This is a genomic window from Mesorhizobium sp. M0998 (assembly GCF_040318885.1).
In the GTDB taxonomy this organism is placed as follows: domain Bacteria; phylum Pseudomonadota; class Alphaproteobacteria; order Rhizobiales; family Rhizobiaceae; genus Mesorhizobium.
On sequence record NZ_JAMYND010000016.1, the window covers coordinates 61,521 to 86,266 of the forward strand.

21 protein-coding genes and 7 pseudogenes are annotated in these 24,746 nt (G+C 58.4%); 9 read left to right on the top strand and 19 right to left on the bottom strand.

Annotated elements, in window-relative coordinates; translation table 11 throughout:
* Positions 1-21 precede the first annotated feature (21 nt).
* The gene (locus NKH59_RS17155) at positions 22-306 is read left to right on the top strand and encodes a hypothetical protein (RefSeq protein WP_352625640.1); all 285 of its coding nucleotides are present in this window, start codon (positions 22-24) and stop codon (positions 304-306) included.
* On the opposite strand, the gene NKH59_RS17160 is transcribed toward NKH59_RS17155, so the two are convergent.
* The 3 genes and pseudogenes from NKH59_RS17160 to NKH59_RS17170 all read right to left on the bottom strand — a co-directional run.
* A complete protein-coding gene (locus NKH59_RS17160; RefSeq protein WP_353022501.1) occupies positions 248-796 on the bottom strand; it encodes an ATP-binding cassette domain-containing protein in 549 nt (182 codons plus the stop codon). The genes NKH59_RS17155 and NKH59_RS17160 overlap by 59 nt on opposite strands.
* Positions 793-1,725 (bottom strand): helix-turn-helix domain-containing protein, encoded by a 933-nt coding sequence (locus NKH59_RS17165; protein ID WP_353022503.1) that lies wholly within the window; start codon positions 1,723-1,725, stop codon positions 793-795. The genes NKH59_RS17160 and NKH59_RS17165 overlap by 4 nt, the downstream gene beginning before the upstream one ends.
* Positions 1,726-1,821: 96 nt before the next feature.
* A pseudogene (locus tag NKH59_RS17170) lies at positions 1,822-2,031 on the bottom strand (winged helix-turn-helix transcriptional regulator); the annotation flags it as partial.
* A gap of 454 nt (positions 2,032-2,485) precedes the next feature.
* Between NKH59_RS17170 and NKH59_RS17175 the strand changes: the two are divergent.
* Positions 2,486-2,665: pseudogene (locus NKH59_RS17175) on the top strand (IS3 family transposase); the annotation flags it as partial.
* Positions 2,666-2,752: 87 nt separating this feature from the next.
* Here NKH59_RS17175 and NKH59_RS17180 read toward each other — a convergent pair.
* Genes NKH59_RS17180 through alr form a run of 3 tightly spaced genes read right to left on the bottom strand, consistent with a single transcriptional unit; the run spans position 2,753 to position 5,866 of the window.
* Entirely contained in the window at positions 2,753-3,613 is an 861-nt protein-coding gene (locus NKH59_RS17180) for a TIGR01459 family HAD-type hydrolase (protein WP_353022505.1), read from the bottom strand.
* Between the two features lie 28 nt (positions 3,614-3,641).
* Positions 3,642-4,613, bottom strand: a complete 972-nt coding sequence (locus NKH59_RS17185) for a DMT family transporter (RefSeq protein WP_353022507.1) — start codon at positions 4,611-4,613, stop codon at positions 3,642-3,644.
* A complete protein-coding gene (gene alr / locus NKH59_RS17190; protein ID WP_353022509.1) occupies positions 4,613-5,866 on the bottom strand; it encodes an alanine racemase in 1,254 nt (417 codons plus the stop codon). The genes NKH59_RS17185 and alr overlap by 1 nt, the downstream gene beginning before the upstream one ends.
* 231 nt (positions 5,867-6,097) lie before the next feature.
* Between alr and NKH59_RS17195 the strand changes: the two genes are divergently transcribed.
* Together NKH59_RS17195 and NKH59_RS17200 are read left to right on the top strand one after the other, a co-directional pair.
* The gene (locus tag NKH59_RS17195; protein ID WP_353022510.1) at positions 6,098-7,255 is read left to right on the top strand and encodes a hypothetical protein; all 1,158 of its coding nucleotides are present in this window, start codon (positions 6,098-6,100) and stop codon (positions 7,253-7,255) included.
* A 235-nt stretch (positions 7,256-7,490) separates the two neighbouring features.
* Positions 7,491-8,315 (top strand): IclR family transcriptional regulator, encoded by an 825-nt coding sequence (locus NKH59_RS17200; RefSeq protein ID WP_352641346.1) that lies wholly within the window; start codon positions 7,491-7,493, stop codon positions 8,313-8,315.
* 462 nt (positions 8,316-8,777) lie between these two features.
* On the opposite strand, the gene NKH59_RS17205 is transcribed toward NKH59_RS17200, so the two are convergent.
* The 9 genes from NKH59_RS17205 to NKH59_RS17245 all read right to left on the bottom strand — a co-directional run bounded on the left by NKH59_RS17205 (position 8,778) and on the right by NKH59_RS17245 (position 16,959).
* Positions 8,778-9,065 (bottom strand): dihydroxyacetone kinase subunit DhaK, encoded by a 288-nt coding sequence (locus tag NKH59_RS17205; protein WP_353022512.1) that lies wholly within the window; start codon positions 9,063-9,065, stop codon positions 8,778-8,780.
* Positions 9,066-9,078: 13 nt separating this feature from the next.
* Entirely contained in the window at positions 9,079-9,396 is a 318-nt protein-coding gene (locus NKH59_RS17210; protein ID WP_353022514.1) for a dihydroxyacetone kinase subunit DhaK, read from the bottom strand.
* 66 nt (positions 9,397-9,462) lie between these two features.
* Positions 9,463-10,854, bottom strand: coding sequence for an amidase (locus NKH59_RS17215; RefSeq protein WP_352641342.1), 1,392 nt, complete (start codon positions 10,852-10,854; stop codon positions 9,463-9,465).
* Between the two features lie 112 nt (positions 10,855-10,966).
* Positions 10,967-11,701: an amino acid ABC transporter permease gene (locus NKH59_RS17220; protein ID WP_353022515.1), complete on the bottom strand. Its 735-nt coding sequence runs from the start codon at positions 11,699-11,701 to the stop codon at positions 10,967-10,969.
* A 1-nt stretch (position 11,702) separates the two neighbouring features.
* Positions 11,703-12,350 (bottom strand): amino acid ABC transporter permease, encoded by a 648-nt coding sequence (locus tag NKH59_RS17225; RefSeq protein WP_352641339.1) that lies wholly within the window; start codon positions 12,348-12,350, stop codon positions 11,703-11,705.
* Positions 12,347-13,132 carry an amino acid ABC transporter ATP-binding protein gene (locus NKH59_RS17230; RefSeq protein ID WP_352641336.1) on the bottom strand — a complete coding sequence of 262 codons (786 nt, stop codon included), beginning with the start codon at positions 13,130-13,132 and terminating at the stop codon, positions 12,347-12,349. Before NKH59_RS17230 ends, NKH59_RS17225 begins: the two co-directional genes overlap by 4 nt.
* 79 nt (positions 13,133-13,211) lie before the next feature.
* Positions 13,212-14,102, bottom strand: coding sequence for a substrate-binding periplasmic protein (locus NKH59_RS17235; RefSeq protein ID WP_353022516.1), 891 nt, complete (start codon positions 14,100-14,102; stop codon positions 13,212-13,214).
* Between the two features lie 33 nt (positions 14,103-14,135).
* Complete coding sequence (locus tag NKH59_RS17240) at positions 14,136-16,652, bottom strand: FAD-dependent oxidoreductase (RefSeq protein ID WP_352641333.1); 2,517 nt, start codon at positions 16,650-16,652, stop codon at positions 14,136-14,138.
* Positions 16,642-16,959 (bottom strand): (2Fe-2S)-binding protein, encoded by a 318-nt coding sequence (locus tag NKH59_RS17245; RefSeq protein ID WP_353022518.1) that lies wholly within the window; start codon positions 16,957-16,959, stop codon positions 16,642-16,644. Before NKH59_RS17245 ends, NKH59_RS17240 begins: the two co-directional genes overlap by 11 nt.
* A 147-nt stretch (positions 16,960-17,106) precedes the next feature.
* Between NKH59_RS17245 and NKH59_RS17250 the strand changes: the two genes are divergently transcribed.
* The 4 genes and pseudogenes from NKH59_RS17250 to NKH59_RS17265 form a co-directional block, all read left to right on the top strand.
* A complete protein-coding gene (locus NKH59_RS17250) occupies positions 17,107-18,456 on the top strand; it encodes an MmgE/PrpD family protein (RefSeq protein ID WP_353022520.1) in 1,350 nt (449 codons plus the stop codon).
* A gap of 52 nt (positions 18,457-18,508) precedes the next feature.
* Entirely contained in the window at positions 18,509-19,345 is an 837-nt protein-coding gene (locus tag NKH59_RS17255; protein WP_352641326.1) for an IclR family transcriptional regulator, read from the top strand.
* Positions 19,346-19,572: 227 nt separating this feature from the next.
* Positions 19,573-20,077: pseudogene (locus NKH59_RS17260) on the top strand (IS4-like element ISMmg3 family transposase); the annotation flags it as partial.
* Positions 20,050-20,430, top strand: a pseudogene (locus NKH59_RS17265) (transposase); the annotation flags it as partial. The pseudogenes NKH59_RS17260 and NKH59_RS17265, both read left to right, overlap by 28 nt.
* Before the next feature lie 375 nt (positions 20,431-20,805).
* Here the strand turns inward: NKH59_RS17265 and NKH59_RS17270 are convergent.
* The 3 genes and pseudogenes from NKH59_RS17270 to NKH59_RS17280 form a co-directional block, all read right to left on the bottom strand.
* The gene (locus NKH59_RS17270; RefSeq protein ID WP_353022522.1) at positions 20,806-21,510 is read right to left on the bottom strand and encodes a dihydroxyacetone kinase family protein; all 705 of its coding nucleotides are present in this window, start codon (positions 21,508-21,510) and stop codon (positions 20,806-20,808) included.
* Positions 21,511-21,521: 11 nt separating this feature from the next.
* Positions 21,522-22,523, bottom strand: a complete 1,002-nt coding sequence (locus NKH59_RS17275; protein ID WP_353022524.1) for a dihydroxyacetone kinase subunit DhaK — start codon at positions 22,521-22,523, stop codon at positions 21,522-21,524.
* 519 nt (positions 22,524-23,042) lie between these two features.
* Positions 23,043-23,659, bottom strand: a pseudogene (locus tag NKH59_RS17280) (aldehyde dehydrogenase family protein); the annotation flags it as partial.
* Between the two features lie 80 nt (positions 23,660-23,739).
* Here NKH59_RS17280 and NKH59_RS17285 point away from each other — a divergent pair.
* Positions 23,740-23,976, top strand: a pseudogene (locus NKH59_RS17285) (TniB family NTP-binding protein); the annotation flags it as partial.
* Between the two features lie 114 nt (positions 23,977-24,090).
* Here NKH59_RS17285 and scpB read toward each other — a convergent pair.
* Positions 24,091-24,710: pseudogene (scpB, locus tag NKH59_RS17290) on the bottom strand (SMC-Scp complex subunit ScpB); the annotation flags it as partial.
* Positions 24,711-24,746 lie beyond the last annotated feature (36 nt).

Consider the following 24,746-nt stretch of genomic DNA (forward strand, 5'->3'; position numbering starts at 1 on the left):
AGGATGCAGATCATCTGAACCATGATTTTATATACCTACTCACTTGAGGCTGAGCCGAGCGAAGACCGCTGGAAAGACACCGGAATCCCAGGTTTCTTCTTTACAGAACTGGAGGAGGTGCGGCAGGTCGTCCGTGAGCTCCGCGACGAAGTCACCTCGGATGAGGATGAGGAGCCTTCATGGAGTCCGGTTCGCATCGAGCGGATTGAACTTCTCGCACCGACGACCCAGAACGTCCTGACCCTGCTCAACGAGGGGATTGGGCCGCTGATCCAGCGCTATGAGATCGTGGAAACCATTGCCTAACTAAGCCGAGATTTTCCGGCAAGTCCATGCCCGCGCACTTTGCTGACCTTCTGTTGGCCGTTTTCGCAGCGACGTGCGCACTGGGCCCACCCGACAATTGGGCGGGATAGGCTTTGGCAAATTGGTCGAGGCCGACGAGATGCAGATGATCGCGAACGAGTTCGCCTCTCTCGCCAGCGCCCAACCGACTTTGGCGTAGCGCCGCGGCGACATTGGCCTCGACATTGAGCCAGGGCAAAAGCCTGTGCTCCTGGAAAACGATCGAGCGGTCGAGACCCGGCCGTTCCACCCTCTGTCCATCAACCCGGATGTCGCCGTCACAATCAGTGTTGAGGCCGAGGACGAGTCGCAGCAAGGTGGACTTGCCGCAACCAGAGGATCCCACGATGCTGACAAACTCGCCGTCGTCGACTGCAAGATGGATATGCGACAGCGCCTGGACCTGATGGCCGGCGACACTGAATCTCTTGCTGACGTCAGCAATCTTCAAGCGTGGCTTTGGCCACGTCCCCGTTCAGAAATGGGGACAGGGCCGCTCATGGAATCCTCCAGCGCAGAAAGTGATGCTCCACGGAGCCGGCGATGACATTGAAGACCACTCCGACGCCACCGAGGAGAAGAATGCACAGCAGCAATAGATCCATGTGGAACAGCTGCTGGCCCTCGTTCATGCGCCCGCCGATCCCTGGTGCGATGTTGAGCAGAAGCTCGGCCCCCCGTCGCGGTCCAGGCATAGATCAGCGCGGCATGAAGGCCCATGAAGATTTGCGGCAGCGCTCCCGGAATGGCGATGATCCGGGCGAAGTCGAAGCAGCCGAAGGTCAGCACGTTGGCAAGCTCGCGATAGCTGCGCGGGATGCCGGATACGCCCTGCCAGGTGTTGATCAAGGTCGGCTGGAACGCCGCCAGCGCGATGAAGACGACCTTGCCGGCCTCGCCCCGCCGAACCACATCGAGATCAGGGGCACCCAAGCGAAGAGAGCGATCTGGCGGTGTACCAGCAGCACCGGCCCGAGCAAGCGTTTCACGAGGCGGGAAAACCCGATCGCCAAAACCAAGCGCGATTCCCGCCGCACTGCCACACACGAAACCGATCAGATCACGCTCCAGGCTCGCCAAGAGTTTAGGGCGCAGGGCCCGCCCCCAGGCAGCCTGATCGGACCGTGCGGCCCGATACCTATCCGGGCCACCATTGCGCTGGACTTCACGACTGATCGTGGATGGCGAGCGACCCAACCGGCGAGCAATCGAACGCAGCGAACAGAGGGTGCTCAGCCCTCTGGAAATCTCCTCCCGCTCACTAAGACTGAGCGCTTGGCTTGCCCGTTTCCGAGCGGCCGGACGAATTCCGCCTGTCGGCGAGATCACCGAAAAGACCGACGAGGACTCCCGATCAAATCGTCGCCCGATCGAACTCATCGACTGGCCAGCCTGCCAACGATCCCAAATCTCAGACGGCTGAGCTGCAGAGTAATAGGGGTCAGAACAAGAGCTGTTCAGAATCGTACGCTAAGGTCGAACGAAGCGCGTCGCGTCGTCATGGCCCGGCGGCAGCGGCCAGCATGACAGCCCGGCCTCCCGCGCCCGCAGCAAATAGGTCGATACTGTCGTCTTACTGATCTTGAGCCGTTCCGACAACTCACGCACCGAAAGACCCTGCTCATCCGTCAGGCGGCCATGCCGAGACGGAAGCAAGCGAGACGAACGAGCGTGAGGGATATCCAAGCGATCTTGCCGCCGGTTCTGGCAGTTTGGCCTCTCACGATGATGTTGAGAGGGGCGCAGCCAAGAACCGACCGCTAAATCCGCTCCCGAAAACTGTCCGGGATTTAGCGGAATCGCTGTCCGCGAATTACTGACTCCTCCGAGACCATCTTGTCGCCGGCCGCGTCTATGCGGTTGCCCGGCCTTGTAGCGCCCGGCGTTGATGGTCTTGGTGAAGCCGATTTTGCCCGGCTGCGCGCGGCTGTAAATAAGCTCGGTGGTGTCCTGCAGGATGAGGATCGGACCTTCGCTCGCCGCAATGCGCGCCGCGGTCGCGGCGAAATGGCCGGCGAGAACGCTATGTTTCGGTCACACGCGGGTTGGTTGCTTCCGCCCGCTACAGCGCCCCGCAAGACCGCGACGAGGCGTCGCCTGGCTTTTGGGCGAGCGATCCCGTTTGGCGCGCTGATTGGACCAGCACTTCTTCTCGTCGCTCAAAACCGAGAGGACGGCCCGCAAGGTCTACAGGACGAGGGACGCAGCCAGGGCGGACGTGTTCGACTACATCGAGCGCTTCTACAATCCCAAGCGGCGCCACTCGACGCTGGGTTATCTCAGCCCAGTTGAGTTCGAGGAAATAGCGATGTTAGCTTAAGTGCCTGTCCACGGAACCGGCAGCAGGCCACGTTGAGCAATGAGCGGCGTCGACCGCGCTAGCCCTTTTCCTCCTCTTGTGCGCCTGCTACCATCTAAAATGGGAGGCGACAAACGTGGGAAGGACGGGCTTTCCAGCAAGCAATTGTTGAAGCTGCTCAAAAGAGAATTTTCCTGCATCGGCACGATGGATGCCGCTGGCAATAAAGACCACGTCCATGCCCTGGTTTAGCGCACCTGCAACGTCCGTCCGCAACGAATCGCCTACTGCGAGCACTTCTTCTCTTTCGTGACCCAGTAGGTCGAGTGCACGTCGGTAAGCGGGTGAATATGGCTTTCCATGGTAGCGAACGTCTCCTCCAAGCGCTTCGTATTGCTCTGCCAGCCTCCCCGCACAATTAACCAGCTGATTGCCAACTAAAACGACCAGATCCGGGTTTGCGCAGATCATTGGCAGTTTATGGAACGCGCATTCTCTAAGCACTTCTGCAGCTCCATCTATCACTCTTGGGTCGCTTACCCCAGTATTCAGAATAAAGTCGGCGTTCTGAGGCAACAAGGCCTCTGACCGGTCCGACCCCAAAAGCAAGCCTCTCAAATCAGATGGTCCGAGGTGGAAATAGCGCCGCCCGAGCGCAGCATGCCACTGATCAGGTGCATTTTCGAGAGCTTCGTAGACCAATTCCCCGGACGTGATCAGGTGGTTGTATTGTGATAAGCCTATACCCATTGATGTTAGCCTCTCAGCAACTTGCCGTGCACGCCGGGGAGCGTTTGACAGAAGGCAAACATCGAGACCATTAGACCGCAGCGCATCTAACGCGAAGATTGCATCAGGAAAAGCGACTTCACCGTTGTGCAATACGCCCCAAAGATCCACTATTACTGCGCGATACTGGTCCGCGACCTCTGAAACACCATCGATTTTTGTAAACTGTGGCAAATTCATGCAGGTTCACTCCCTTCAAGATCGTTAGCTACAGGTTTGTGTGCCCGTCGAACGGAAGTGTTCGACCTAGCGCGCCGACATTACTTAGAAGGTACCCGATCGTTGCCGCGGTGATTATGCCGCCTCCAAAGAGGGCAGACGTGGAAGGCATGTCACCGAATGCGAGCCACGTCCAAAATGGAGCAAGCGGCGTCTCGAGCGCTCCAATCAGAGAAACTTGTGATGCTGGAACCCGGCGAGCGCCAGCCGAAAAGAACACAAAAGCCAGCGCCACTTGCACGAGGGCGAACAGCGCAAGATACGCCAGATCTCGAAGATTTGGCGAAAGCGGCGCCGCGAAGCGAAAGCTCGCCAACAAGACCAAAATGTTGGCCAGGAAGATGGCAGGCAGAAGCGATTCTTCTCTGTACCGTCGGATAAGCACTGTCACAACCGCCGTCGTGAGGGTCATGACGATAGTCAATGCATTGCCAAGGAGGCTGGCCCCAGATCCTGCTCCCCAGACAAGCACGCAGGTCCCTGCAAGTATCGTAGCTATCGCCAAAAGGGTCCCAGCGCGAAACTTCTCTCGCAACCACAGCCACGCCAAAATGGCAGTAAAGACTGGTGTCGCAGCATAGATTGCTGCTACATTCGCGATCGAAGTTAACTGACACGCCGGGATGAACGCCAACATGGCGATCGCCCAACACGTTGCAACGATCATTCCGGGCCCCGTTGAGCGGAAACTGTATTTTGGCCCAACCGCGAATATGTGAACTGCCAGGAAGGCAGCCGCAAAAACGCTGCGCCAAAACAAAATTGTCCAAGCGTCAAGTGGAAGAACCCTAACGAACAGGCCTGCGGTGCTCCACGCTGCTGCAGAGATCGTGATAAAGAGAACCCCTTTCGTATAACTACCCTGAAGCAGGGCACTCGGAATACTTAGTGAGCCGGTCTCTGCTTGGGAACGGGTGCTGGGATCCTGAGCCGATTGCTTTTGAAAAACCGGCTTCGCCATTACTCAGGTCCTAACTCTGGACAGGAGCGCGAGCTGATCGGGCCCGTCGTCTGCACTGGCTGACCAGCCCGGAATCCGGCAGTTGCAGACGAATCATTTACATATCGTCTTGTGCAACCCGCGCCAAGCCGAGTCAGCACTTCCTGGGGATAAACGTCAGCCGCCGCAGCGAGATCATTGACGGTGAAAGTTTCACCCAGCAATTCCACAAAGACACCCGGCCCACAAAGTGCCTCAGGAAAATCTGTTACATCAACCACAGCGTATTCCATTGACATCCTTCCGATTACAGGAGCCGAATATTCAGCAAGCCTGACGTATATCTTGTTCCCGCAGGCCCATGGCACGCCATGCTTGTAACCGATTCCGAGGATCGCTATGCGGCTGGCTCGGATTGTACGAAACGTCGCGCCATACCCAACCGCCTCACCCTTTGGCACATTGCGCACGTCGAGTATTTTCGCCCGAAGCCTGACGACGGGCTGAAGAGGGTTCGGTTGAATGCCGGCGTTGTTGAGCCCATACAGCGCTGAGCCCACTCGAACTATGTCCAAATGATAGGCCTTGCCCAGCCATACACCAGCGGAGGCGGCGAGGCTGTAACGGGCAGGTTCAAGCAGATCGGAGATCGCGCGGAAGCGGTTCCTTTGCAGCACATTCGTTGCGTCGGCAACACGATCGCTGCATGCGAGGTGGCTCATGACAACTGAAGGGGGATGCTGTTTGAAAGTGCCACAAAGATACCCGCGTCGTATGTCGTTGAAAGTGAGGCCTTGGCGAGAGAACCCGGTTTCCACATTGAGAAAGTATATTTGCGCCTCCCCTGATGCGCTAATGGTGTCCAATTCACCGCAATTGTTCACCACGGGTATGAGGCGGTCGGATCGGTAGTATTGTCGAAGCCTCGTAAACTCATCGCAAAGAACTGCAACCGCCGCCCCTATCTTGGAAGACCTTAGAAGCAGCGCTTCGTGCAGATCTCCAACGAAGAGTAGATCGCATCCGGCGGTAACCAGCGCCCTTGTAATCTCAATGAGACCAAGCCCGTAGCCGTCGCTTTTGACGACGGCGGCCACCCTCACGTATGGTCCGACCACTGCCGAAATGGTCTGGAAATTCGCCTGAACAGCATTGAGATTGATTTCGAACACGACATCGGCGCGCGGTGCTAAGGACAACATCTTCTTCTCCCAGGTCTGCGGGGCCTCGCTCAAGAAGCTTCGCAATCCCGCAACCGGCATGTTCGCCGTCATGTCGACAAGCTCAGTTACAGTTCAATACCGCCAACGATCGCTTCCCGGCATGGACATTGTAGCGAATATCATTCCACCATTTGTAATTTATTGGCGAAACACTGTGGCGTAGTGTTAAATTTCAGACACAAAGTCGTGACATTTGTGTAACAATAATTCACAACAATCTCCTTATATTCCTTTTAGACAATGATACGTTCGCCGTTCTCTCGCGGGATTTGGAGAATTTATATGCGCGATCGTACAAAAATACTGATTATTGGGCACGGCGTACTTGGCGGGGCCGTTCTTGATTTTCTTAGTGAGAGCGGCAGGCCCTACGATCTACACGTCGGAGTGAAAGACGTTCAGAAAGGCACTTTAAGGACCAATCTGTCGAAGTGCACCGCCGTTAACTTCGGCCACCATCCGGTCATCGAGGTGGTGCCAATTGATCTTATGAATATAGAGGCTACCGCAGAGCAACTGGCGGCTCTCGATCCTGATATCATTTTCAATGCAACGACATTGCATTCATGGTGGGTCATAACGCAATTACCGCCGGATGCTTACCAGCAGATCGATCAAGCACGCGGCGGTGTATGGACTCCTATGCATCTCGTTCTCGTGCGACGCCTAATGAGAGCGGTGCGAGAGGCCGGACTTGAGAGCGTGGTCGTGAACGCATCATACCCTGATGTAACAAACGCCGCCCTTGCCGCTGAGGGTCTCTCGCCGACGATTGGAATCGGTAACATCGCGAATTCCGTACCTGTCATCAGATTGGCCGTGGCGCATCTGCTAGGTTGCGAACTGAAAGCGATCGAGGTCCGGTTGTTTGCCCAACACTATTTCGGTTACCGTATGCCGAGCACCGGCTCCGCAAACGGAGCACCCTACCATTTGTCCGTATATCGGGATGGCCATCGAATCAGTCCTGAGGAACTGAGCCACGATAAAATCTTCGCGACGGTTGCCGGACGTTTTCGGCGAGTAAGAGGCATCGCGGGACAGGCAGTGACTGCATCGTCGGCGACAGCTGTTCTGCGGGCGTTCGCCGACAACGTAGAGGGCATCGTTCATGCGCCGGGACCGTTAGGTCTCGTAGGAGGCTATCCCGTTAAGATTGCTCCAACAGGTATTTCGATCGATTTGCCTGAAGGCCTGTCACTCGAGGATGCGGTGGAAATCAACAGGCAATGTCAGAGATATGATGGGATTGATGAAGTGGAAAGCGACGGAACCGTCCGCTTCACTAAGGAGTCGGCAGGAATTATGCGCGAACTCCTCGGATACGATTGCGAAGCAATGGCATTGGGCGATTGCGAAGAACGCGCGGAGGAACTGGCGGCAAAATTCGCTGAATATAGCAATCGCGTTGAACAATCGGGCGCTGTTCGGGCCAATTGATTCAGAGGGACATCGGCGGCGTCAGTTTGCGAAGTTATCCTTTGAGTTCGTGATAGATGCGCGGCCAGAAGGTGTGAGCGTGACGACTTTGAACATAGGCAATTCAATGGTGTGAAGAATCTAATCGGTTGTCGTCGCAGCTACCCGTCTGCGTGCATGCAAATGTGCTTCAACACCGTTTCCTTCTCCAGGAGACGTGCCGGCAAGTCGAAACGAATATTGGAGGGTCCCCTGGTTGAGAACCCAAACCAAAAAGAATGACACTGAAGAAATAAAGGGCACGCAGCTACTAGATCGCTCTGTAGCCCTACTGAACTACCTTGGCGAAGTTGGGGAGAAAGGTGCACGTGTGCACGAAATGTCGAAAGCTCTGGGCCTCACTCTATCAACGACGCATCGTATCGCAAGTGCGCTTGAACGGCACCTGTTGTTCGAGAGGGAGCCCTCCACGAGGCGTTATCGTTTAGGGTTGTCGCTATACATGCTGGCAGCCAAAGCAGCCGACGGCGTGGGCTTGCGTCGTTGCTGTCGTCCCGCGCTATTGCGGCTGGCGGCTCAAACAGAGAGTACCGTCTCTCTGATGGCGCGAAGCGGCTCCAATATCGTGTGCATCGATAGGCAAGAGGGATCCTATGTTATTGACAGTCTGACCGGTCACATTGGTGGCCAGGTGCCCTTGGGCGTCGGGTCGGCAAGCCTCGCAATCCTCGCTTTTGTGCCGCCTGAAGAAGCCAATGTTATCATAGGCGCCAATGCTCACCTCTACAGCGCCTTCAGCGGACTAAGTGCAGATGACATCCGTAATCAACTGCCCGCCATCCGTGAGAGAGGCTATGCTTTAGATCAGGATCATCCAATCGATGGAATTTCATATCTTGCGCTGCCAATCCGGCCGCAGCGAAGAGATGTTATGGGGGCACTGGTCATCAACGCTACTAGTGCACGAATGCCGCAAGAGCGGATTCAGAAGCTCCTGAGGTTGATAAAGCGGGAGGTCCATACCATCGAAAGCAAGTGCGATATCGGCCCGCGCCTTGGCGGGATGGTCAATGAGGCATGACAATTCATGAAGCGACTGCATTTCCGATGAACGCCGAAGTCTGCGGTGGCGACGTCAGTGAACACCGTTCGCAAGCTCCTTCATTCAACTTCTCTGGGTTTCTGATGCAAGGACATGATGAGCTTCGGCGGCGGCGTGCCCAAGTCTATTTTAGCCCGTCGCCCATGACTCGGACCTTTAAAAGGTAAGCCCGCTCCGGGATCGGGGAATTTCGACTGAGTTTGGAGCCGCAACGGCTGACACATACTGTTGCAGCTTCCTTGGTCGTTGCCAAGCGGCCAGAGGGATCAGAGCACATCACGGGCGTCGCCCCCATGCTGTTGACGAGGATTGCGACTTTGTCGACGGCGTCTAACGATCGTTCTGCGAGTAGGCGTCAATCAATCATCTCGGTCGCGACCTTGTCGGCGGGTTTTAGCGCGTCGCGCCAAATACGGGTTCGCCGTGGAAGCCCATCTCGATCTAGGCATCATACAGGGCGAAGCTTGGTCGATCCGAACCCGCAATTTGGCAGCGCCACGCCGATTGTCCGAGTGCGTTCAACCGCACCGCCGTGTCACGGACTTCCTGAAGGTTTCCGCCTTCCTCGGCTCGAGGGCCTGCTGCCTTGTAAGCGCAGATCAAGCCGGCAACACCGTGCCGTTTTCTGCTCTCCTCGGCCGACGCACTGGCGATGTCGTCTGTGCCAAGCACTGTTTCGACCTGGAAACCTCCGTCCTGGAGAGTTTCGCGGGCGGTGGGAAGATTCATCCGTTCGCCGCCGTTAGTTCCCGATCAACTGCAAGATACCTGCCCCGCCATCGGCCGGCCGAGTCGCTTCGAGGCACGCGTGCAAAGCAGGTCCCTCAAAGACTTTGCCGATAGCACAGGTATCAATCAAGCCGTGGCCGACATAGCCGCCAAACAGTGGAAGATGCCCAGAGCCTCCGCCCGATACGATTCCAACCCTGCCTTTTCGGACACCATCGGGTGTGCGCGCGACCCGGCGAAGACGGCCATCGAGAACGCAGGGGTGGCTAAGCATCAGCCCATCCAGGCATTCGTCGACATAGTCGACGGGGTTGTTAATCAGCTTTTTCATTGTTCCTCCTCGTGGCCTGCAATTCGACGAAGCAGTCTCGTACGCGATGTGACGACTGGCGCGGCGTCAGAAACCGGGGGGTGGCTTGAAAAGACCATCACGCTCTCTCTCAAGCGTGCGGCCAATGCGGAGCGCCAGGGCGTCGTCAAAACGCTTCACGACGATCTGCAAGCCCACGGGAAGCCCCGTGGCTGTCAGCCCGACGGGAATGACCAGCGCGGCGAGGTCAAGATAATTGACGAGGCGACCGAACTGGTTTGAAGGCAGGTTTTGATCCACCGCCGCAAGCGGTACGGGGGTTCGGTGTGATCCCGGCGTGACGAAGGCATCAAGGTTCGCGGCCGCCTCGGCAAAGTCATGCTGAGCCTCCCGCCGCTGCTCAAGGGCCCTATAATAGGCCGGACCGCTGATACTGGCGCCGCGGCGGATCCGCTCGGCGATAACAGGATCAACCTGGCTTCCGGGAGCCTCGACGTAATGGCTTAAGAGCGCATTGCTCTCGACGCTCATGATGTCGCCACCACCTGCCAGGGAGGCGCTTGCGGACAAGGGCAGGGTGATCTCTTGGATCTCGGCGCCGAGCTTTGCGAAGTCAGCCACGGCTCGTTCGTACTGGCCCCTGACATCAGGTTCGACGCCGACGAGATCGCGCTCGCCAAGGCGGCCGATACGCAATCCCCTGATCCCCTTCTCGATGCCTTCGAGCGGCTTGATCAGCGGTGTGCAGAGCGTTGAGCGATCCCTCTCATCGGATCCCAGCATCGCCTCCAGAAGCAGTGCGGCATCACGCACGCTGCGCGCCATGGGCCCAACGCTGTCGTGGGTCGGGCAAAGCGGCACCACGCCGCGGCGACTGACGAGGCCAAGTGACGTCTTCAGCCCGATGACGCCGCACCAGCTTGCCGGCGTGCGGATCGATCCGCCGGTATCAGTGCCAAGAGCCACTGGCGCAAGACCAGCTGCGACGGCCACCGCCGAACCGCTGCTCGAGCCGCCGGCAACCAGGCGCTCATCCGTGCCCCAAGGGTTACAGGGAGCTCCTTGAACCGGGTTCGTCCCCCATCCTCCAAAACCGAATTCGACCATATGGGTACGGCCAAGTGCGACCATGCCCGCTTCGGAAAGCTTCGCGACAGCGGCAGCCGAACGGTCCGGAAGTCGGTCATTCAGCGCATTGGAGCCAGCCCTGGTGCGCCGGTTGGCCTGGTCAAAAATGTCCTTGATTGCAAACGGGATCCCACAAAGTGGGGACGGAGATGCACCGTTCGCCAGCAGCGCATCGGCCCTCATCGCATCGCCGATCGCGGCATCCTCATCCACGCCACAGAATGCCTTGAGCGTTTGATCCAACGTTTTGATCCGTTCTAGATGCGCACGGGTCAGCTCCACGGCGGAGATCTCGCGACGGATCAAACGTTCGGCCAGTTCTTCAACCGTCGCAAAAGTATCAAGTGTCATTGAGATTGCCTCTCAGCGTCGTAACCCGGACCTCGCCCGACGATCGGAGAAAATCGCATCCAAGAGTGAGTGGCGGCGACGTTATCGAAAGCGATGACATAGGGAGCTGACGTCATTCACGCACTCCGTTGATCTCTGCGACCGCCGCGAGGCTGGGGGTCCCCCCGCGCGGCTTTTTGGCTTGGCCTCGCGTCAGCTTTTTCTCCAGCGCTCTTACGAAAAGGGAGGCCGGAAACGCGATCCCGAAATAAAACAGGCCGACAAGAACGAAGACATGCATGGGAAGGAAGGTCTCCGCCATGATTGCCCGGGCGGCGAGCGTCAATTCAGGGACGGCGATCAGCGCGCAGATCGCGCTATCCTTCAGGAGCGAGATCAGGCTGATCAGAAGCGGCGGCAGGACGATCCTGATCGCCTGCGGAAACAGGATGAGGACGAACGTCTGGAATGGGGTCAGGCCGACGGCAAGCGCCGCCTCGCGTTGTCCTGACGACACCGACATCAATCCTGCCCGAAACACTTCCGCGAGGAATGCGCCGTGAACCGCGCCCAACCCGATGACGCCGGCGGCAACCGCCGAAATGACGATCCCATAGCCCGGAAGCGCAAAATAGAGAAGGTAGAGAACGACGAGGATCGGAACGCCGCGCAAGACAAGAATGTAGACGCTGGCTGCATGCCGAAATACCGCCGTCCGTCGGGTACGCAAGAATTCGAGGATAAGCCCGACGACAAAGGCAACGACAAACGAAAAAGCTGTTATATAGATGGTGACCCAGGCTGCGTCACGAAGACGTGGCCACCAGTCTGGCCAATACGCGGCAATTGTTTCGTAAAAGGAGAGCATCTCAGTACGCCGCCTTTCTCTCGAGAAGAGCAAAAAGACCGGTGATTGCGAAGGTCAGCGCGAGATAGATCAGCGCCGCGGTGCCATAAACCAGCCCAGTTTGGAACGAGACGTTGACGATCTGCCGCGCGTTGAACATGATCTCCGGCGCCGAGATCGCGGCGACGAGGGATGTGTCCTTGACCAGACCGACTGCGTAATTTCCCATCGGAGGCAAGACGATGCGAAGTGCCTGGGGGAACACCACGAGTCGGAAGGCAAGAACCGGCGGAAGCCCCGTAGCAAGTGCCGCTTCCGTCTGCCCCTTTGGTACAGCCTGGAAGCCGGCACGAAAGATATCCGTCATTACGGCGCCGCCGATCAAGCCTAGAGCAAGGATCGCCGCTGCGAGCGATGGTAGCGTGATGCCAAAATAGGCAAGCCCAAAATAGATGATAAGCAAGTGCGTCAACGTCGGAATATTTCGAAAGACCTCGACGTAGGCCGAGATAGCGAGATCCAACACGCGGCCTGGATAGAGAAAACGGATGGTGGCAAGGAACCCGCCCCAAGCAACCGCAAAAATCAGCGCGCCAACGGACACTTCCAACGTAACGACCACACCGGCGAGCAGAGCTTGCGCAATCGGTCCAAAGGTCTCCGGCGTCATGGCACGGCCTCCCCGTGTGAAACGATGGACAGGAACTTGCGGAGCCGGGGCTCTTTCGGATTGTCAAGAACCTGGTCCGGGGGGCCCTGTTCGACGATCACCCCACCATCCATGAAGATGACGCGGTCGGCCATGCGGCGCGCAAAGGCGATCTCATGGGTGACGAGCACCATCGAGCGTCCCTCATCGGCAAGCTCCTGGATAACATTGAGCACCTCGCCGACGAGTTCGGGATCAAGCGCCGACGTCGGTTCATCGAAGAGCAATAGCTTCGGCTTTTGCGCGAGCGCGCGGGCTATTGCCACCCGCTGCTGCTGTCCTCCTGAAAGACGGCTGGGATATTCATCGAGTTTGTGCCCCAGATGAACCTCGTTCAACATTGCGTCCGCCAACTCGTTGGCTTCCCGAGCCGACAACCCCTGCACCTTGCGCGGCTGAAGGGCAACGTTCTCGCGCGCGGTCAAATGTGGCCAGAGATGAAACAGCTGGAACACCATCCCGATCTCGGCGCGTTGCGGGGCCAATTCCCGGTCGGACATCAGCCGCTGGTGGTCCGCCTTGGCTTTAAAACCGATCAGTTCACCTTCTAGCTCGATTTTTCCGCCGGTCGGCGGATCTAGGAAATTGATTGCCCTGAGGCAGGTCGACTTGCCCGAACCGCTCGGCCCAATGATTGCGAGACGCTCGCCGCGGCGAAGATCGAAGGAAACGTCCTTCAAGACCTCCAACGTACCATAGGACTTTTTGAGGTTGGTAACCGTCAGGATTGGCGACGCATTCATTTGGAAACTCCTTTAGGTAGTCAGGACGACAACCGGCGGATGAGCCATCGCCCGGTCCAACGGCTGCCGTCCGCCAGGCTTACTTCTGGCAAACGGGCGGCGTCCAACCCTCGGGACGGTCGACACCGACGCGGAAGTTCACCGGTGACGGGGTGTACTGGGCTTCATGAGTAAAGCCGTACTTGGCACCGATCTTCTTCACCTCGCAGTTGGCCCAGAGCTTGCGAATTTCGCCGCTGATTGCGTCGGCTAGATCTTTGTTCTCCTTGCTGAGGCCAAAGATATACTGGCGTCCAACGCTGGTTAGGAGCGGGAAGTACGCGTTGTTGTCGGCGAAGGCCAGATTGGCGAGCCCCCAGCCCGGATTCTGCGCAATGGCGTAGTCGATGACAGGCGGATCACCGATGATAGCCTCAACGCGGCCGTTCATAAGGTCACGCAGCGCCGCGTCAGACGTATCGTAGAGCGTCAGCTCGATCCCAGGGATCTTTCGCAGCTCCGGCAGGAACGAAAATCCTGTCATCGATCCGACCTTGCGGTTTTCGATATCCTTCAGCGTTTGCCACTGGGTTGATGCCTTTTGCGTAATGCCGTTCTGAAAGTAACCGGTTGGGTCGGTCAGCGACAGCGCTTTGGCGCGCTCAGGCGTCCAAGCGACAGTGCCGCCGATCAGGTCCACGCGGCCTGACTGGACCGCCGCAATGGCGCCGCTCCATTCCGTAGGCACAGGATTGACCTTCAGTCCGAGGTTTTCGGCAGCCCTTTGAAGGATCTCGCCGTCATAGCCAATCAACTTGCCGTCGCGGGCAATGAGACCCGGCATGTCACCAGTAATTGCGACCGTGAGTACGCCGGGCTCGACAGTCTTGTATTTCTCTTCAGCGAAAGCGCCAGGATGCGAAGCAAGGAGCGTCGCACCGAGCATGGCGCAGACCACGCCGAGCTTTCCGGTGATTTTTCTGATGTTCATTTTATCCTCCAGTTTCTTGTTCCACTCGGTGAATCAGGCGTTCGTCGCCTTTGTCACGCGGACGTCCCGCGTGAACCTCGTCATCGACAGTCCGTCGATTATTGTTTCGGTTTCGCCATCGAGGGCCAGCTCGCTAAGCACCGCACCCACACCGGGGCCGAGCTGGAATCCATGACCCGTAAAGCCGAAGGCGTGGAAGAGGTTCGGGGCACGTGGGCTTGGCCCCATCACCGGGATTCCATCGGCCATGCATCCCTCAATACCCGTCCAGGTTCGCACCAGCAGGGCATCCGCGAGCCGTGGCACCATCTCGATTGCCAGCCGCGCGCCCTCCTGGGTAATTTCCGCAAGCGGTCGAGCTCGCAGCTTCTCACGCTCGGCAATCCCCATCCCTGCTCCAAAAATGACACTGCCATGCGGGATCTGCCTCAGGTAAATGTTACCGCCGCAAACACCGAGGTTCGGCCCCATGAAAAGCGGCAAGGGCTCGGTCACGCACATATTTGGCGCGATGACACCTTCCTCGACTTGATCGCCGAACCAGGAGGCGACTTTGGCTCCCCACGCGCCCGCCACATTGATCAGCTTGCCGGCCTTGATGGTCTCTCCAACTGCATCAATCTCGAATTCTTCACCGCTTTGATGAGCCCCTTTCACCTCGGTCATTTCGCGAATGTCGGCTCCGGCCCGGCGCGCAGCTCGGGAGAAGGCAGGCGCGACGAGGCGAGGGTTGGCTTGTCCGTCCTCGCGGCAAAGCGATCCACCTGCAAGACCGGTTCCCAGGTACGGGTACCGCTGCCGAATCTCCGTTGGGCTGACGAGTTCAAGGTCGAGACCGAAACCTTGTGCCATGGCCCGATAGGCTTCCAGTTCTGCCATCTCTGCGTCTGTGCGTGCCAGCTTCAAATGGCCGGTCGCGACGAATTCACAATCCGAACCGACGATCTCCGAAAGACGGTCCCAAAGAAGCCGGCTGCGTCGTGACAGGGGCAATTCCGCCTGATGCCGGCCCTGCTGCCGAACACCACCAAAATTGACACCGCTCGCCTGGGCGCCGCAACGGCCTCGCTCAAAGAGGACAACGGACGCTCCACGCTTGGCGATGTGAAGCGCGGCCGAACAACCCGCCAACCCGCCTCCGATAATCGCAACATCGTAGCGCCTCATCGTACCGGATCCCGCCAGTTGAGAGAGCGGCACCGGCTTAATCAGTGCCTGGCCCCGAATGCGACCTGCACCTTCGATTGAAACGCCGCCCGCTGCGGCGGCCACTTCCAGCGCGCCCGGCATGCAAACGCGCCCCTGACAACGCCCCATACCAAGACGTGTGAAAGCCTTGAGCCGGTTGATCTCGAATTCGCCCGATTCCGCGACTGCCGCCCGAATAAAACCTGCGGAGAGGCCCTCGCAGCGGCAGAGCATGACGTCATCGGAAACGTCGCGAGCCAAATTGGCTGGAAACGGAAAGGCTCTTTCCAGCGCTCTCCGGAACGAACCGGCACGGCCGATCTGTCTATTCAGGGCCTCTACGCGTGGGCGCAATGCTTGCTTTCCATCATCCGCGAGCAAGGTCAGCGCGGCGCGTTCTCCGGTCAGTTCCGCGACATCGGCTCCGCGGATGCGGGCGCCGTCACCAGCCAGGTAGATATGCGGATGGGAACTGCGGCCATCTGAGTCTTGAACTGGAATCCATTGGCGTTGGAGAGTGTCAAAAGTGAAATCGAGACCCAGCAAATCCGCAATCTGCGTCTCGGCCTTCAGGCCATAGCCGAACGCCACTGCGGGCGCATCAACGACCTTCTCCCCGCCGCTGGCACTGGTGTATCGAAGACCGGCGACCGCCCCATCCGGTCCTTCGACGATCTCGAGAGGCCTGATTCCGCGCTCGATCTTGATGCCGTGCGCTGTCAGCCAAGCAAGGTAGTAGAGCCCCTTGGCGAAGGTGGTGCGGCCCTGAAACAGGGCAAGCGTGACACGAAGAGGAGGAAGCGGCGAGGTATCGAGAACCGCCACGACACGGATCCCGGCCTTGGCGTACTGATAAGCGACGAGATAAAGCAACGGGCCCGTGCCGAAAAAGACGACTTCGCTGCCGATGGCAACCGCTTGCGCTTTCAGTGCAATCTGTGAGGCGCCAAGCGAATAGGCCCCCGGCAGGGTCCAGCCCTTGACCGGGATGATCCGATCCATCGCCCCTGTTGCCAGGATAAGTCGATCCCACTCGATGTGCGTGGCATGGCCATTCGAAATGAACGAAATCCGGCTTTCGTCGGCAGACCAGATGGTTGCAGCCGGCCGGTATTCAATCTTCCCATGGAGGGCGTCAAAGGCGCGGTGAAGCCGCGTCGCCTTTGCTGCTTCGAAACCGTAAAGCTTCTCAGGCTCTCTCACGCCATCGAGGCCAGCTGGCGGTCGGCGGTAGATCTGGCCGCCGCCCTTGAAGCCTTCGTCGATGACAACAGGGCTTGCGTCATTGGCAACCAGCATCAGAGCAGCCCTCATCCCTGCCGGACCGGCGCCTACAATAACGGTTCTTTTCTCATTTCGCATGGAAGCACCTCCCCAGATTGGTGGCGATGCGCATCCCTTCGACGACTTGCGTCGAGCAGGCTCGAACGCGCTCGCCAGTCTCTAGGTGAACCCAGCAGTCCTGGCAGGCGCCCATCAGACAGAAGCCAGCTCGCGCCGCATCCGCGAATTCGAATGGCCGAAGATTGCGCCGATGAGTCAAAACAGCAGTCAGCACTGTGTCTCCGGCGAAGACCTCCAGGGGCATGTCATCCACCGCACAGCGGACAACCTCACGCGCAGGCAACTGCAGTCTCTGAAACTGATGGACCATGCCCATAACTCTCATTCCCGCTTTTATTATCTCGCGAGTGTGGATCCCCGCGTCTTATTACCTCGCACATTATTATCCCACAATGTGGAAGTCAATAATATTATATTCCCACATTGTGGGTTTCGTGCTAGGACCGACGCAACTTCATATGAGAGGATTACTATGCACCGCACACTTGAATTGGCCTCTTTCGTCTCATCCGTCACCGATGTGCCTTCGACGGTCAAACGAGCCGCCAAACGCGTACTTCTTGACACTGTCGGCGCGGGTATCGCCGGCGTCGCCACCCAGGGAGGCGCGGCCGCTCTGCAAGGGGCTAAAACGTCCTGGGGCGAAGGCGAAAGCGCCGTGTGGTTCTCCAGCGAACGGCTGAGACCTGCAGGAGCGGCCTTCGTTAATTCGGCCTATGCCTCGATGCTGGACCTCGATGACGGGCATCGGGCAGCTGCCGGCCACCCCGGCGCTGCAATTGTTCCCGCAGTATTGACAATTGCCCGCATAGTGAAAGCCACTCCCGACCGCGTTCTTACCGCGATTGCGGTCGGCTATGAGGTGGCATTGCGCGTGTCTGCGGCGAGAGATATCAACGCGATCCGGACTACCGATACAGGCAAATGGTGCGGTTACGGCGTGGCCGCGGCCACGGGCTGGTTGAAACAGCTACCAACCACAACTATCGCCGAAGCTATGGCGATTGCCGGGCACACAGCCAGTGGTCAATCCGCTACCGGATGGACGAAACTTGGCCACACTGTCAAGGAGGGTATCCCATTCGCAACAGCTGGTGCCCTCATGGCTGTTGATCTTGCCCGGGTTGGTTATACGGGGCCGCTCGACCTCCTGGATGATGCTGATCGTTTCGACCAGGGCCGCCTCACCTCGAACCTCGGCACGAAGTGGGAAATAGAAAGCGGATACTTCAAGATCTATAGCGCATGCAGGTGGATCCACGCCCCGATTGATGCCGCACTTGCCCTTCAGACTGAACACCGCATAAAGCTTGACGAAATCGAGGAGATCGAGATCGGCTTGTTTGCGCGTGGGCTAACTCTGCTCAACAAAACGGACCCGGACTCGACTGCCGCAGCACAATACAGTACTCCTTTCTCGGTTGCGCTTGCGATGGTACACGGGGCGAAAGCTCTCTTGCCGGTCACAGATCAATACCTTCACGATCCGCGTGTGACGTCCCTGGCAACTCGGGTTAGACTGGTGCACCGATCCGATATGGATCAGTCGTTTCCTGCAATGACACCGGCCAGCATCCGCATACGCCACGCAGGTCGAACCGCCCATATGGATATATCGGCACCTAGGGGCGATCCATCTAACCCACTGTCGGATGAGGATCTCCACGATAAATTCATGTCGATCGCACAAGGCCGGATGGCCACTCCGGCAGCGGAACGTCTCCGGTCCGCGCTTTGGTCAATTGACGCCAAGGCGAAGACGGATCACCTATTTCAGGCTATGGAAACTGGAGTGAAGCAGGATTCGAGTGCTCCGCTATGATGTTGCCCGAACAAGGGCAGTTTCCCCGAAAGTTTCGCCAAAAGGATGGTAAATGCAGGAGACGAAAGAAGCCAATGACAGCGCCACTGGCACCCAACTTCTAGACCGCGCCGTTGCTGTTTTGCGGTACCTGGGAGATGTCGGTCAGCAGGGGGCCTCCATGGCAGCGATTGGGGAGGCGCTGGGATTAAAACAGTCGACAGCTCATCGCATCGTTACAGCGCTTCAACGGCATGGACTTATCGATCGCGAACTCCACACAAAGCGCTACAGGCTGGGGCTCACGCTTTTCGCCATGGGCGCGACTGCCGCAGACGGTACGGGTCTGCGGCGCCTCGCCCGGCCGGCACTCGTGCGGCTCTCCGCAGAAACTAGCGATACACTTTTCCTTATGGCGCGTGCGGGGTTTAACGCTGTGTGCGTGGATCGTCAGGAAGGGACCTACTTCCTCGATAGTCTTACCGGGTATGTTGGCGGGCAAATTCCACTAGGGGTCGGCCCGGCAAGCCTCGCAATTTTGGCGTTTCTTCCGGACGATGAGGCCGAAGCAATTGTCTGTGCCAACGCCAGCCGCTACGACATGTACAAGGGTCTCTCCGCAGACAGGATCAGGGCAGCGCTTCCGCAGGTGCGTGAACAAGGCTATGCCGTCGATCAAGACGAGCTTGTCGCGGGCATAGCTGCCATGGCGATCCCCATCCTCCCACAAGGCAGGGACGCTGTGGCCGCGATTGCAATCAATATGACCAGCCCTCGTCTGCCTCCCGAACGTCTCCAGCAACTACTTGGTCTGTTGCGGTCGGAGGTCCGGCAAATTGAAGAGGCTCTTAATCCACTTGAGGGACACCGCATAGCTCCGCTCAACAAACCGGCAGGTCTACGAGTGTAAGGAGAGAAACAAGACGCGCTGACCGTATCCAACCAGTTTGTTAGTGCGGAAACGCCACCCCTTGGAACTGGCTGTCGAGGTAAGCGATGTGTGACCCTATCGTGGTCATGCGGCACGGGCCGATCTACGAACGGCCTGCCACCTTACCACCCATCAAAAAAGATCTTGCGCCGGGGAATCACGCCGTGATTCAGAGAATCCGCCTTTGATTCGGCGGAGATTTTGGCATGGGTGGAATTGGAGCGGTCGCTGCGACGATCGCGGCGTCGCTTGAACGGCTGCCGTTGCAGAACAAGAAGCAGCGCGAAGGGTTGGCCTTGCTGGTGGCCACGAGCTTGCAGGTGCGCAGCGTCAATCGAGCTCGCGGCGGCGCTGCCGCGCACGGCCGAGCGGCTCGACATGCGCTATCAATGGATCAGCCGCGTGCTCGGCAATGAGCTGATCGATGTCGATGAAGTGATGGCGCCGTTCGCGCGCGAGGTTCTGAGGCGCGCCGGGCAAGGCGGGCGCACCATCGTCGTCATGATCGACCAGAGCAAGGTCAACGACGCGCATCAGATGATCATGGTCTCGCTGCGCGTCGGCGAGCGGGCGCTGCCGCTGGCTTGGCGCATGAAGAAGACGCTAGGCGCGATCGGCTTTGGCGTGCAGCGCCAAGCCCTGGAGGCCGTCGCCGCCCTGTTGCCTGAGAAAGTGCAGGTGATGTGGGCCCAGTTGTGGCTCTGGCGTATACCGCGACGATCGACATCCCGGCCCGCTTCCGCAACTCGAAAGCAGTCTGACCGATCTTGGGGTTGACGCCGGTGCTCAATGAGTCGGATGAAAGCCGACGGTTCGGCCGGATCTCATTATGCGGCGACACCATAATGCGAACGCTGCTCTATGAAGCCGCGCAGGCCCTGCTGAACAACGTGAAAAAATGGTCATGGTTGAAAGCCTGGGCGATGAATGTCGCCAAGCGGCGCGGCCGGCAAAAAGCGATCGTCGCACTGGCAAGGCGGCTAGCAGTGATCATGCATCGTATCTGGAGCGACGGTACACAGTTACGATGGACCAGGAAGGAAATCATGCCAGTTGCGGCCTGATTTGGTCCGTAAGCCAAGAAGGAGATAACAAAGTTCCACTTGCCGGTGGAAAAGATGTCCTTCGCGGGACGATGGATGAGTGTGAGTTCGCTGATCAAGCAGTACCGATCGCATTGCCGCGATCAGGACGCATAAGAGATTGTTCCACCTCATTGTTCTTACCCCATGAAGGTAGGGTCTGAGCGCCGATCCCGGAGAGAAGCAAGACCCCGCGAAAGACGTCAGATGCCGGCAAAGCGGAAATTCGAAAGCGCTTGACCTCAACCCGCCGAATAGAGAAGCTGGATCAACCGTCGTCTCAAGGCCCATCCCGTCTCCGTGCTGCCCTCATCAATGGCAAACAAAACCTGGGGCAAAAGGCATAGGCCGAAAAGGTCATTCATCATTCTTGACCACGTCATAAGAGCTAGCTGGCTGATCGAGACACCGCAGGCGATCGCAGGGAGTTGCAACAAATTCGGCCATACGCTGAATCAGGAAATAACCTACTGTTGCGCCCGCGTCCTGCAGGCCCACAGTCTTTTCCTGAAACGCGGCTGCCTTTCCATGCTGTGCAAGCATGGATTTGGTGGCTTCAAGCGCTTGGTTGGCCGCTTCGGCGGTGGCGGCCATGGCCTCAGGTAAGGCAGCATCAACTAAAACTTGCGCCTCAAGCATGACCGCTATCGCATCGAGGACGTCGAGAAGCGTTTTATCACCGACTTTCGCCTTGCCCCGCTCGGCTACGCCGTCGCGGTAGGCGCGCCAAAAAGCAGCGATTTCCGCGGTTCCAAGTGCTTCGATTCCTTCAACCGCCTTGCTCGCGCGCAAGAAGCCTGTCGCTGTCAAGGTGCCCATGGTGGAGGGCGCAGTTCGTGCCATCGTCGCGCCGGCCGTCCGCAGGAGCTTGGCGAGCCCGACCGTTTCGCCTTCCGTCTTTAGTGCTTCAGCAGCAGCTGCAAACGATTTGCTCATCGTGATCCCGAGGTCGCTGTCGCCCACGTTACCGTCAAGCGCAATGAGGAACTCCCTCTGCTCAGCGAAAAGCTCTTTCCAGCTGTTGAAGAGATCGATGAGGCTAGCGGCATCCAATGTCTGCATGGAAGTGACCCTCAACCGCCAAGATGCTTGAAGAAGGGAGTGTTGGCCGGAGCGGCAACAAGGCGCTCGAGTTCCTCGTCCAAGTGCAGGATAGAAATCGATGCGCCTGCCATCTCCATGGCCGTCGCAAACTCTCCGACCCAGACGTGCTTGGCCGTCACGCCCCGCGCTTCGAGCAGCTGTGAGACACGACGGAACAGGATATAGAGTTCCTCCATTGGCGTGCCACCCAAACCATTGACGAGCACGGCGACGCTGTCACCCAGCTTGTAGGCCTGCTCTGCAAATATTCGCTCCATCATTTCGTCGACGACCGCGTCGGCATATGCCAGCTTCTTTCGGCTGATCCCCGGCTCGCCATGTATGCCCATGCCGATTTCCATTTCATCCTCACCGATTGAGAAGGTCGCATGGCCGATTTCCGGAACGACGCAACTCGAGAGAGCGACACCGACAGTGCGAGTGCGCGAGCGAGCTTTGTCGGCAAGCCGCGTCACCTCGTCCAAAGAGAGCCCTTCGGCCGCCGCGGCGCCGGCAGCCTTGAACACGAAGAAAACGCCAGCAACGCCGCGACGCTTGTGCTCCTCGCCAACGACCGAGGAAGCCACGTCATCGTTGCCAACAACTTGTTGTACGGCGATGCCGTCGAGGTCTGCCAGTTCTGCCGCCATATCGAAGTTGATGATATCGCCAGTGTAGTTGCCGTAGATGTAAAGGACGCCCGCGCCCTGATCGATATGGCTGGTGACCTGATAGATCTGCTCGGCGCTCGGTGACTGGAAGACGCCGCCGACAGCCGCACCGTCTAACATACCGTCCCCGACGTAGCCCAGGAACAGTGGTAGATGTCCGGAGCCTCCTCCGGTTACTATGCCCACTTTAGCGCCCCTCGTCCTTGCACTCACAAGGCAGTGCATGTCGCCCGCAGCATACGTAACAGCCGGATGCGCCTTGTAGATGCCCTGTAGCATCTCGTCGACAAAATGAACGGGATCGTTCAGGAACTTCTTCATGGGCTTCCTCCAAGTTCCTAATTCGCTGGCCACCACTGGCATAGCCCTCCGGCTGCGGGAGGTAACTGACACAATGGTGAACGCCGAATTCGAGTGCACATGGCAGGACTTAGGTTTCGGCGCGCGTGCATTATTCCAACTCCCTCAGGCGGCCAGCAGTACTACTTCCGCATTATGGATGTCAATGCCATTTCTAATCCACGATGTGGGTTAAAAAGTCTCAGACTAGAGCGCCCATGCAAAGCCACGAATCGGGCTGACCGAACGGATTTCCTTTCTGCGCAAGCCTGGAAATCGATCCGAAATTGAAGCTCGCATTTCATCGGGGCGTGGGATGATGAAGAAGCTCTCAGCGTCTCCGAAGGAGAGCTAATTCGCGAAGGCGCTCGGCAGGATCGAGCGGTCGCTATTCATGATCAATTGGCACTCAAGTCCGGCAAGGTATGAGGAAATGGGGATACCTAAAAAGCGGGCTGGTCGCCGGAGGGGGTGTGGGGGCCTCTGGCAAAGCCGGCCCCACTAGAGGTCGAGGCCGCCGATGCATACATATTTGGTGTCGAGGTAATTTCGATGCCCTGATGTCCGCCTTCCTTGCCGAGACCGGGTTCCTTGACGCCGCCGAACGGCGCCTCCGGCGTGGTGATGAGGCCTTCATTGACGCCGACCATGCCGTATTTTAGCCCTTCCATGACGCGGAAGGCGCGGTCGAGATCGCCGGTGTAGAAATAGCAGGCGAGGCCGAATTCGGTGTGGTTGGCGAGCGCTATTGCTTCCTCTTCGGTCTCGAACTTGAACACGAGCGCGACCGGGCCAAAAATCTCTTCCTTCATGAAGCGCATCTTGGGTGTCACGTTGGCGATGACCGTCGGCTGGAAGAACGAGCCGCACAGTGCATGGCGCTTGCCGCCGGCGACCACCTTGCCGCCCTTCGAGGTAGCATCGGCGATCAGTTCCTCGACCTTTTCCACCGCCTTCTCGTCGATCAGCGGTCCCTGCTGGACGCCTTCTTAGAGGCCCGAACCGACCTTCAGCCGGTTGCTGGCTGCGGCGAGCTTTTCGACGAACTTGTCATAGATACCGGCCTGAACCAAGAAGCGGTTGGTACAGACGCAGGTCTGGCCGGAGTTGCGGTACTTGCGGGTCTGGATCTCTTCGCATGTCGCTGGCGTCAGACGTGTTATGACCGTTAATTGCGCTTCCTCACCTGATAGACAACGCGGTTCTTGCGTTCCTAAGACGGATCGGCCGCCAATACGACATCTCTCCTGTTCTGATCGGCGACGTCGCCGTCTACGATTTCATCAACGCGACCGACGAAATGGCGAGCCGGTTCGACCTGCTCGCGGTGCCACGATGGCAATATGGCGAGGAGTTTCTCACGCTGCTCGACAACCTCGAAGGCGCCCTGCCGCTCGCGCGCGGTTCCAATCTCTCCGATGAGAAACTGGCGAGAGAGAAGCGCCGTCGTGTTCTTGCGATCCTGCATGGATAGAGTCCGGCCGACGCATGGCGAGGAGATTCTATTCATCACCGACGCTGCTTGCTTCCTTTTCCTCGTCACTGGAAAGCCCGGCATGATGTCGCCCGCCAGCAGCTTCTCCTTGCAGAGCAGTCCGGCGTCCTCGAGCGCCTCGAAATCCGGCAGGTCGCGCAGCCTGTCGAGACCCAATGCGACATGAAGGCTTTGGTCGTCACGTAGGTGTAGGGCGCGCCGGGCTGTGGGCTGCGCGGTCCCGAGGCGATGAAGTCTTGCCCGCGCAGTACGCGATCGCGTGAAACCTCCTTGCCGAAGAAGGATGACAGCTCGCCAGGGGTGATCGGCTGGAAGGTATGCGATGCACATCAGCACCAGCGCCTCGGACTGCGAGAGGGTTTTGACCCCGGTCCGCTATCCGAACCCCGGCCCGTTCTGTGCCAAATGCACCGCGAATGGCATCGCCAAACGCTTTTCTGGTTCGGTGCTGCCAGCCTCCGGCGACCGACACGAGCTCATAGGGCCGGTTGCGCAGTTCCTCGCGGATGTCGTCGATGATCAGATCGATGTTGCAGCTCTTTCCGACGACCCGCGCCAGCGTCTCACGCATGACGGGCTCGCTGGCGGCGAAGATGACCGCCTCAATCCGGCCCATCCATTCACGCCAGGCGCAGCTCCGGCGGCAGGTGCTCGAGTTCGGTATCGACCAGCATGCGCTGGTTATTTTCCTTTCGCTGAGTTCCCGTCCG

Excerpts from the sequence above, each read along its gene's own strand:
- NKH59_RS17155 (WP_352625640.1), top strand. The coding sequence starts at position 22 with ATGATTTTATATACCTACTCACTTGAGGCTGAGCCGAGCGAAGACCGC.
- NKH59_RS17165 (WP_353022503.1), bottom strand. The coding sequence starts at position 1,725 with ATGAGTTCGATCGGGCGACGATTTGATCGGGAGTCCTCGTCGGTCTTT.
- NKH59_RS17180 (WP_353022505.1), bottom strand. The coding sequence starts at position 3,613 with ATGAATTTGCCACAGTTTACAAAAATCGATGGTGTTTCAGAGGTCGCG.
- NKH59_RS17185 (WP_353022507.1), bottom strand. The coding sequence starts at position 4,613 with ATGGCGAAGCCGGTTTTTCAAAAGCAATCGGCTCAGGATCCCAGCACC.
- alr (WP_353022509.1), bottom strand. The coding sequence starts at position 5,866 with ATGACGGCGAACATGCCGGTTGCGGGATTGCGAAGCTTCTTGAGCGAG.
- NKH59_RS17195 (WP_353022510.1), top strand. The coding sequence starts at position 6,098 with ATGCGCGATCGTACAAAAATACTGATTATTGGGCACGGCGTACTTGGC.
- NKH59_RS17205 (WP_353022512.1), bottom strand. The coding sequence starts at position 9,065 with ATGAATCTTCCCACCGCCCGCGAAACTCTCCAGGACGGAGGTTTCCAG.
- NKH59_RS17210 (WP_353022514.1), bottom strand. The coding sequence starts at position 9,396 with ATGAAAAAGCTGATTAACAACCCCGTCGACTATGTCGACGAATGCCTG.
- NKH59_RS17215 (WP_352641342.1), bottom strand. The coding sequence starts at position 10,854 with ATGACACTTGATACTTTTGCGACGGTTGAAGAACTGGCCGAACGTTTG.
- NKH59_RS17220 (WP_353022515.1), bottom strand. The coding sequence starts at position 11,701 with ATGCTCTCCTTTTACGAAACAATTGCCGCGTATTGGCCAGACTGGTGG.
- NKH59_RS17225 (WP_352641339.1), bottom strand. The coding sequence starts at position 12,350 with ATGACGCCGGAGACCTTTGGACCGATTGCGCAAGCTCTGCTCGCCGGT.
- NKH59_RS17230 (WP_352641336.1), bottom strand. The coding sequence starts at position 13,132 with ATGAATGCGTCGCCAATCCTGACGGTTACCAACCTCAAAAAGTCCTAT.
- NKH59_RS17235 (WP_353022516.1), bottom strand. The coding sequence starts at position 14,102 with ATGAACATCAGAAAAATCACCGGAAAGCTCGGCGTGGTCTGCGCCATG.
- NKH59_RS17240 (WP_352641333.1), bottom strand. The coding sequence starts at position 16,652 with ATGCGAAATGAGAAAAGAACCGTTATTGTAGGCGCCGGTCCGGCAGGG.
- NKH59_RS17245 (WP_353022518.1), bottom strand. The coding sequence starts at position 16,959 with ATGAGAGTTATGGGCATGGTCCATCAGTTTCAGAGACTGCAGTTGCCT.
- NKH59_RS17250 (WP_353022520.1), top strand. The coding sequence starts at position 17,107 with ATGCACCGCACACTTGAATTGGCCTCTTTCGTCTCATCCGTCACCGAT.
- NKH59_RS17255 (WP_352641326.1), top strand. The coding sequence starts at position 18,509 with ATGCAGGAGACGAAAGAAGCCAATGACAGCGCCACTGGCACCCAACTT.
- NKH59_RS17270 (WP_353022522.1), bottom strand. The coding sequence starts at position 21,510 with ATGCAGACATTGGATGCCGCTAGCCTCATCGATCTCTTCAACAGCTGG.
- NKH59_RS17275 (WP_353022524.1), bottom strand. The coding sequence starts at position 22,523 with ATGAAGAAGTTCCTGAACGATCCCGTTCATTTTGTCGACGAGATGCTA.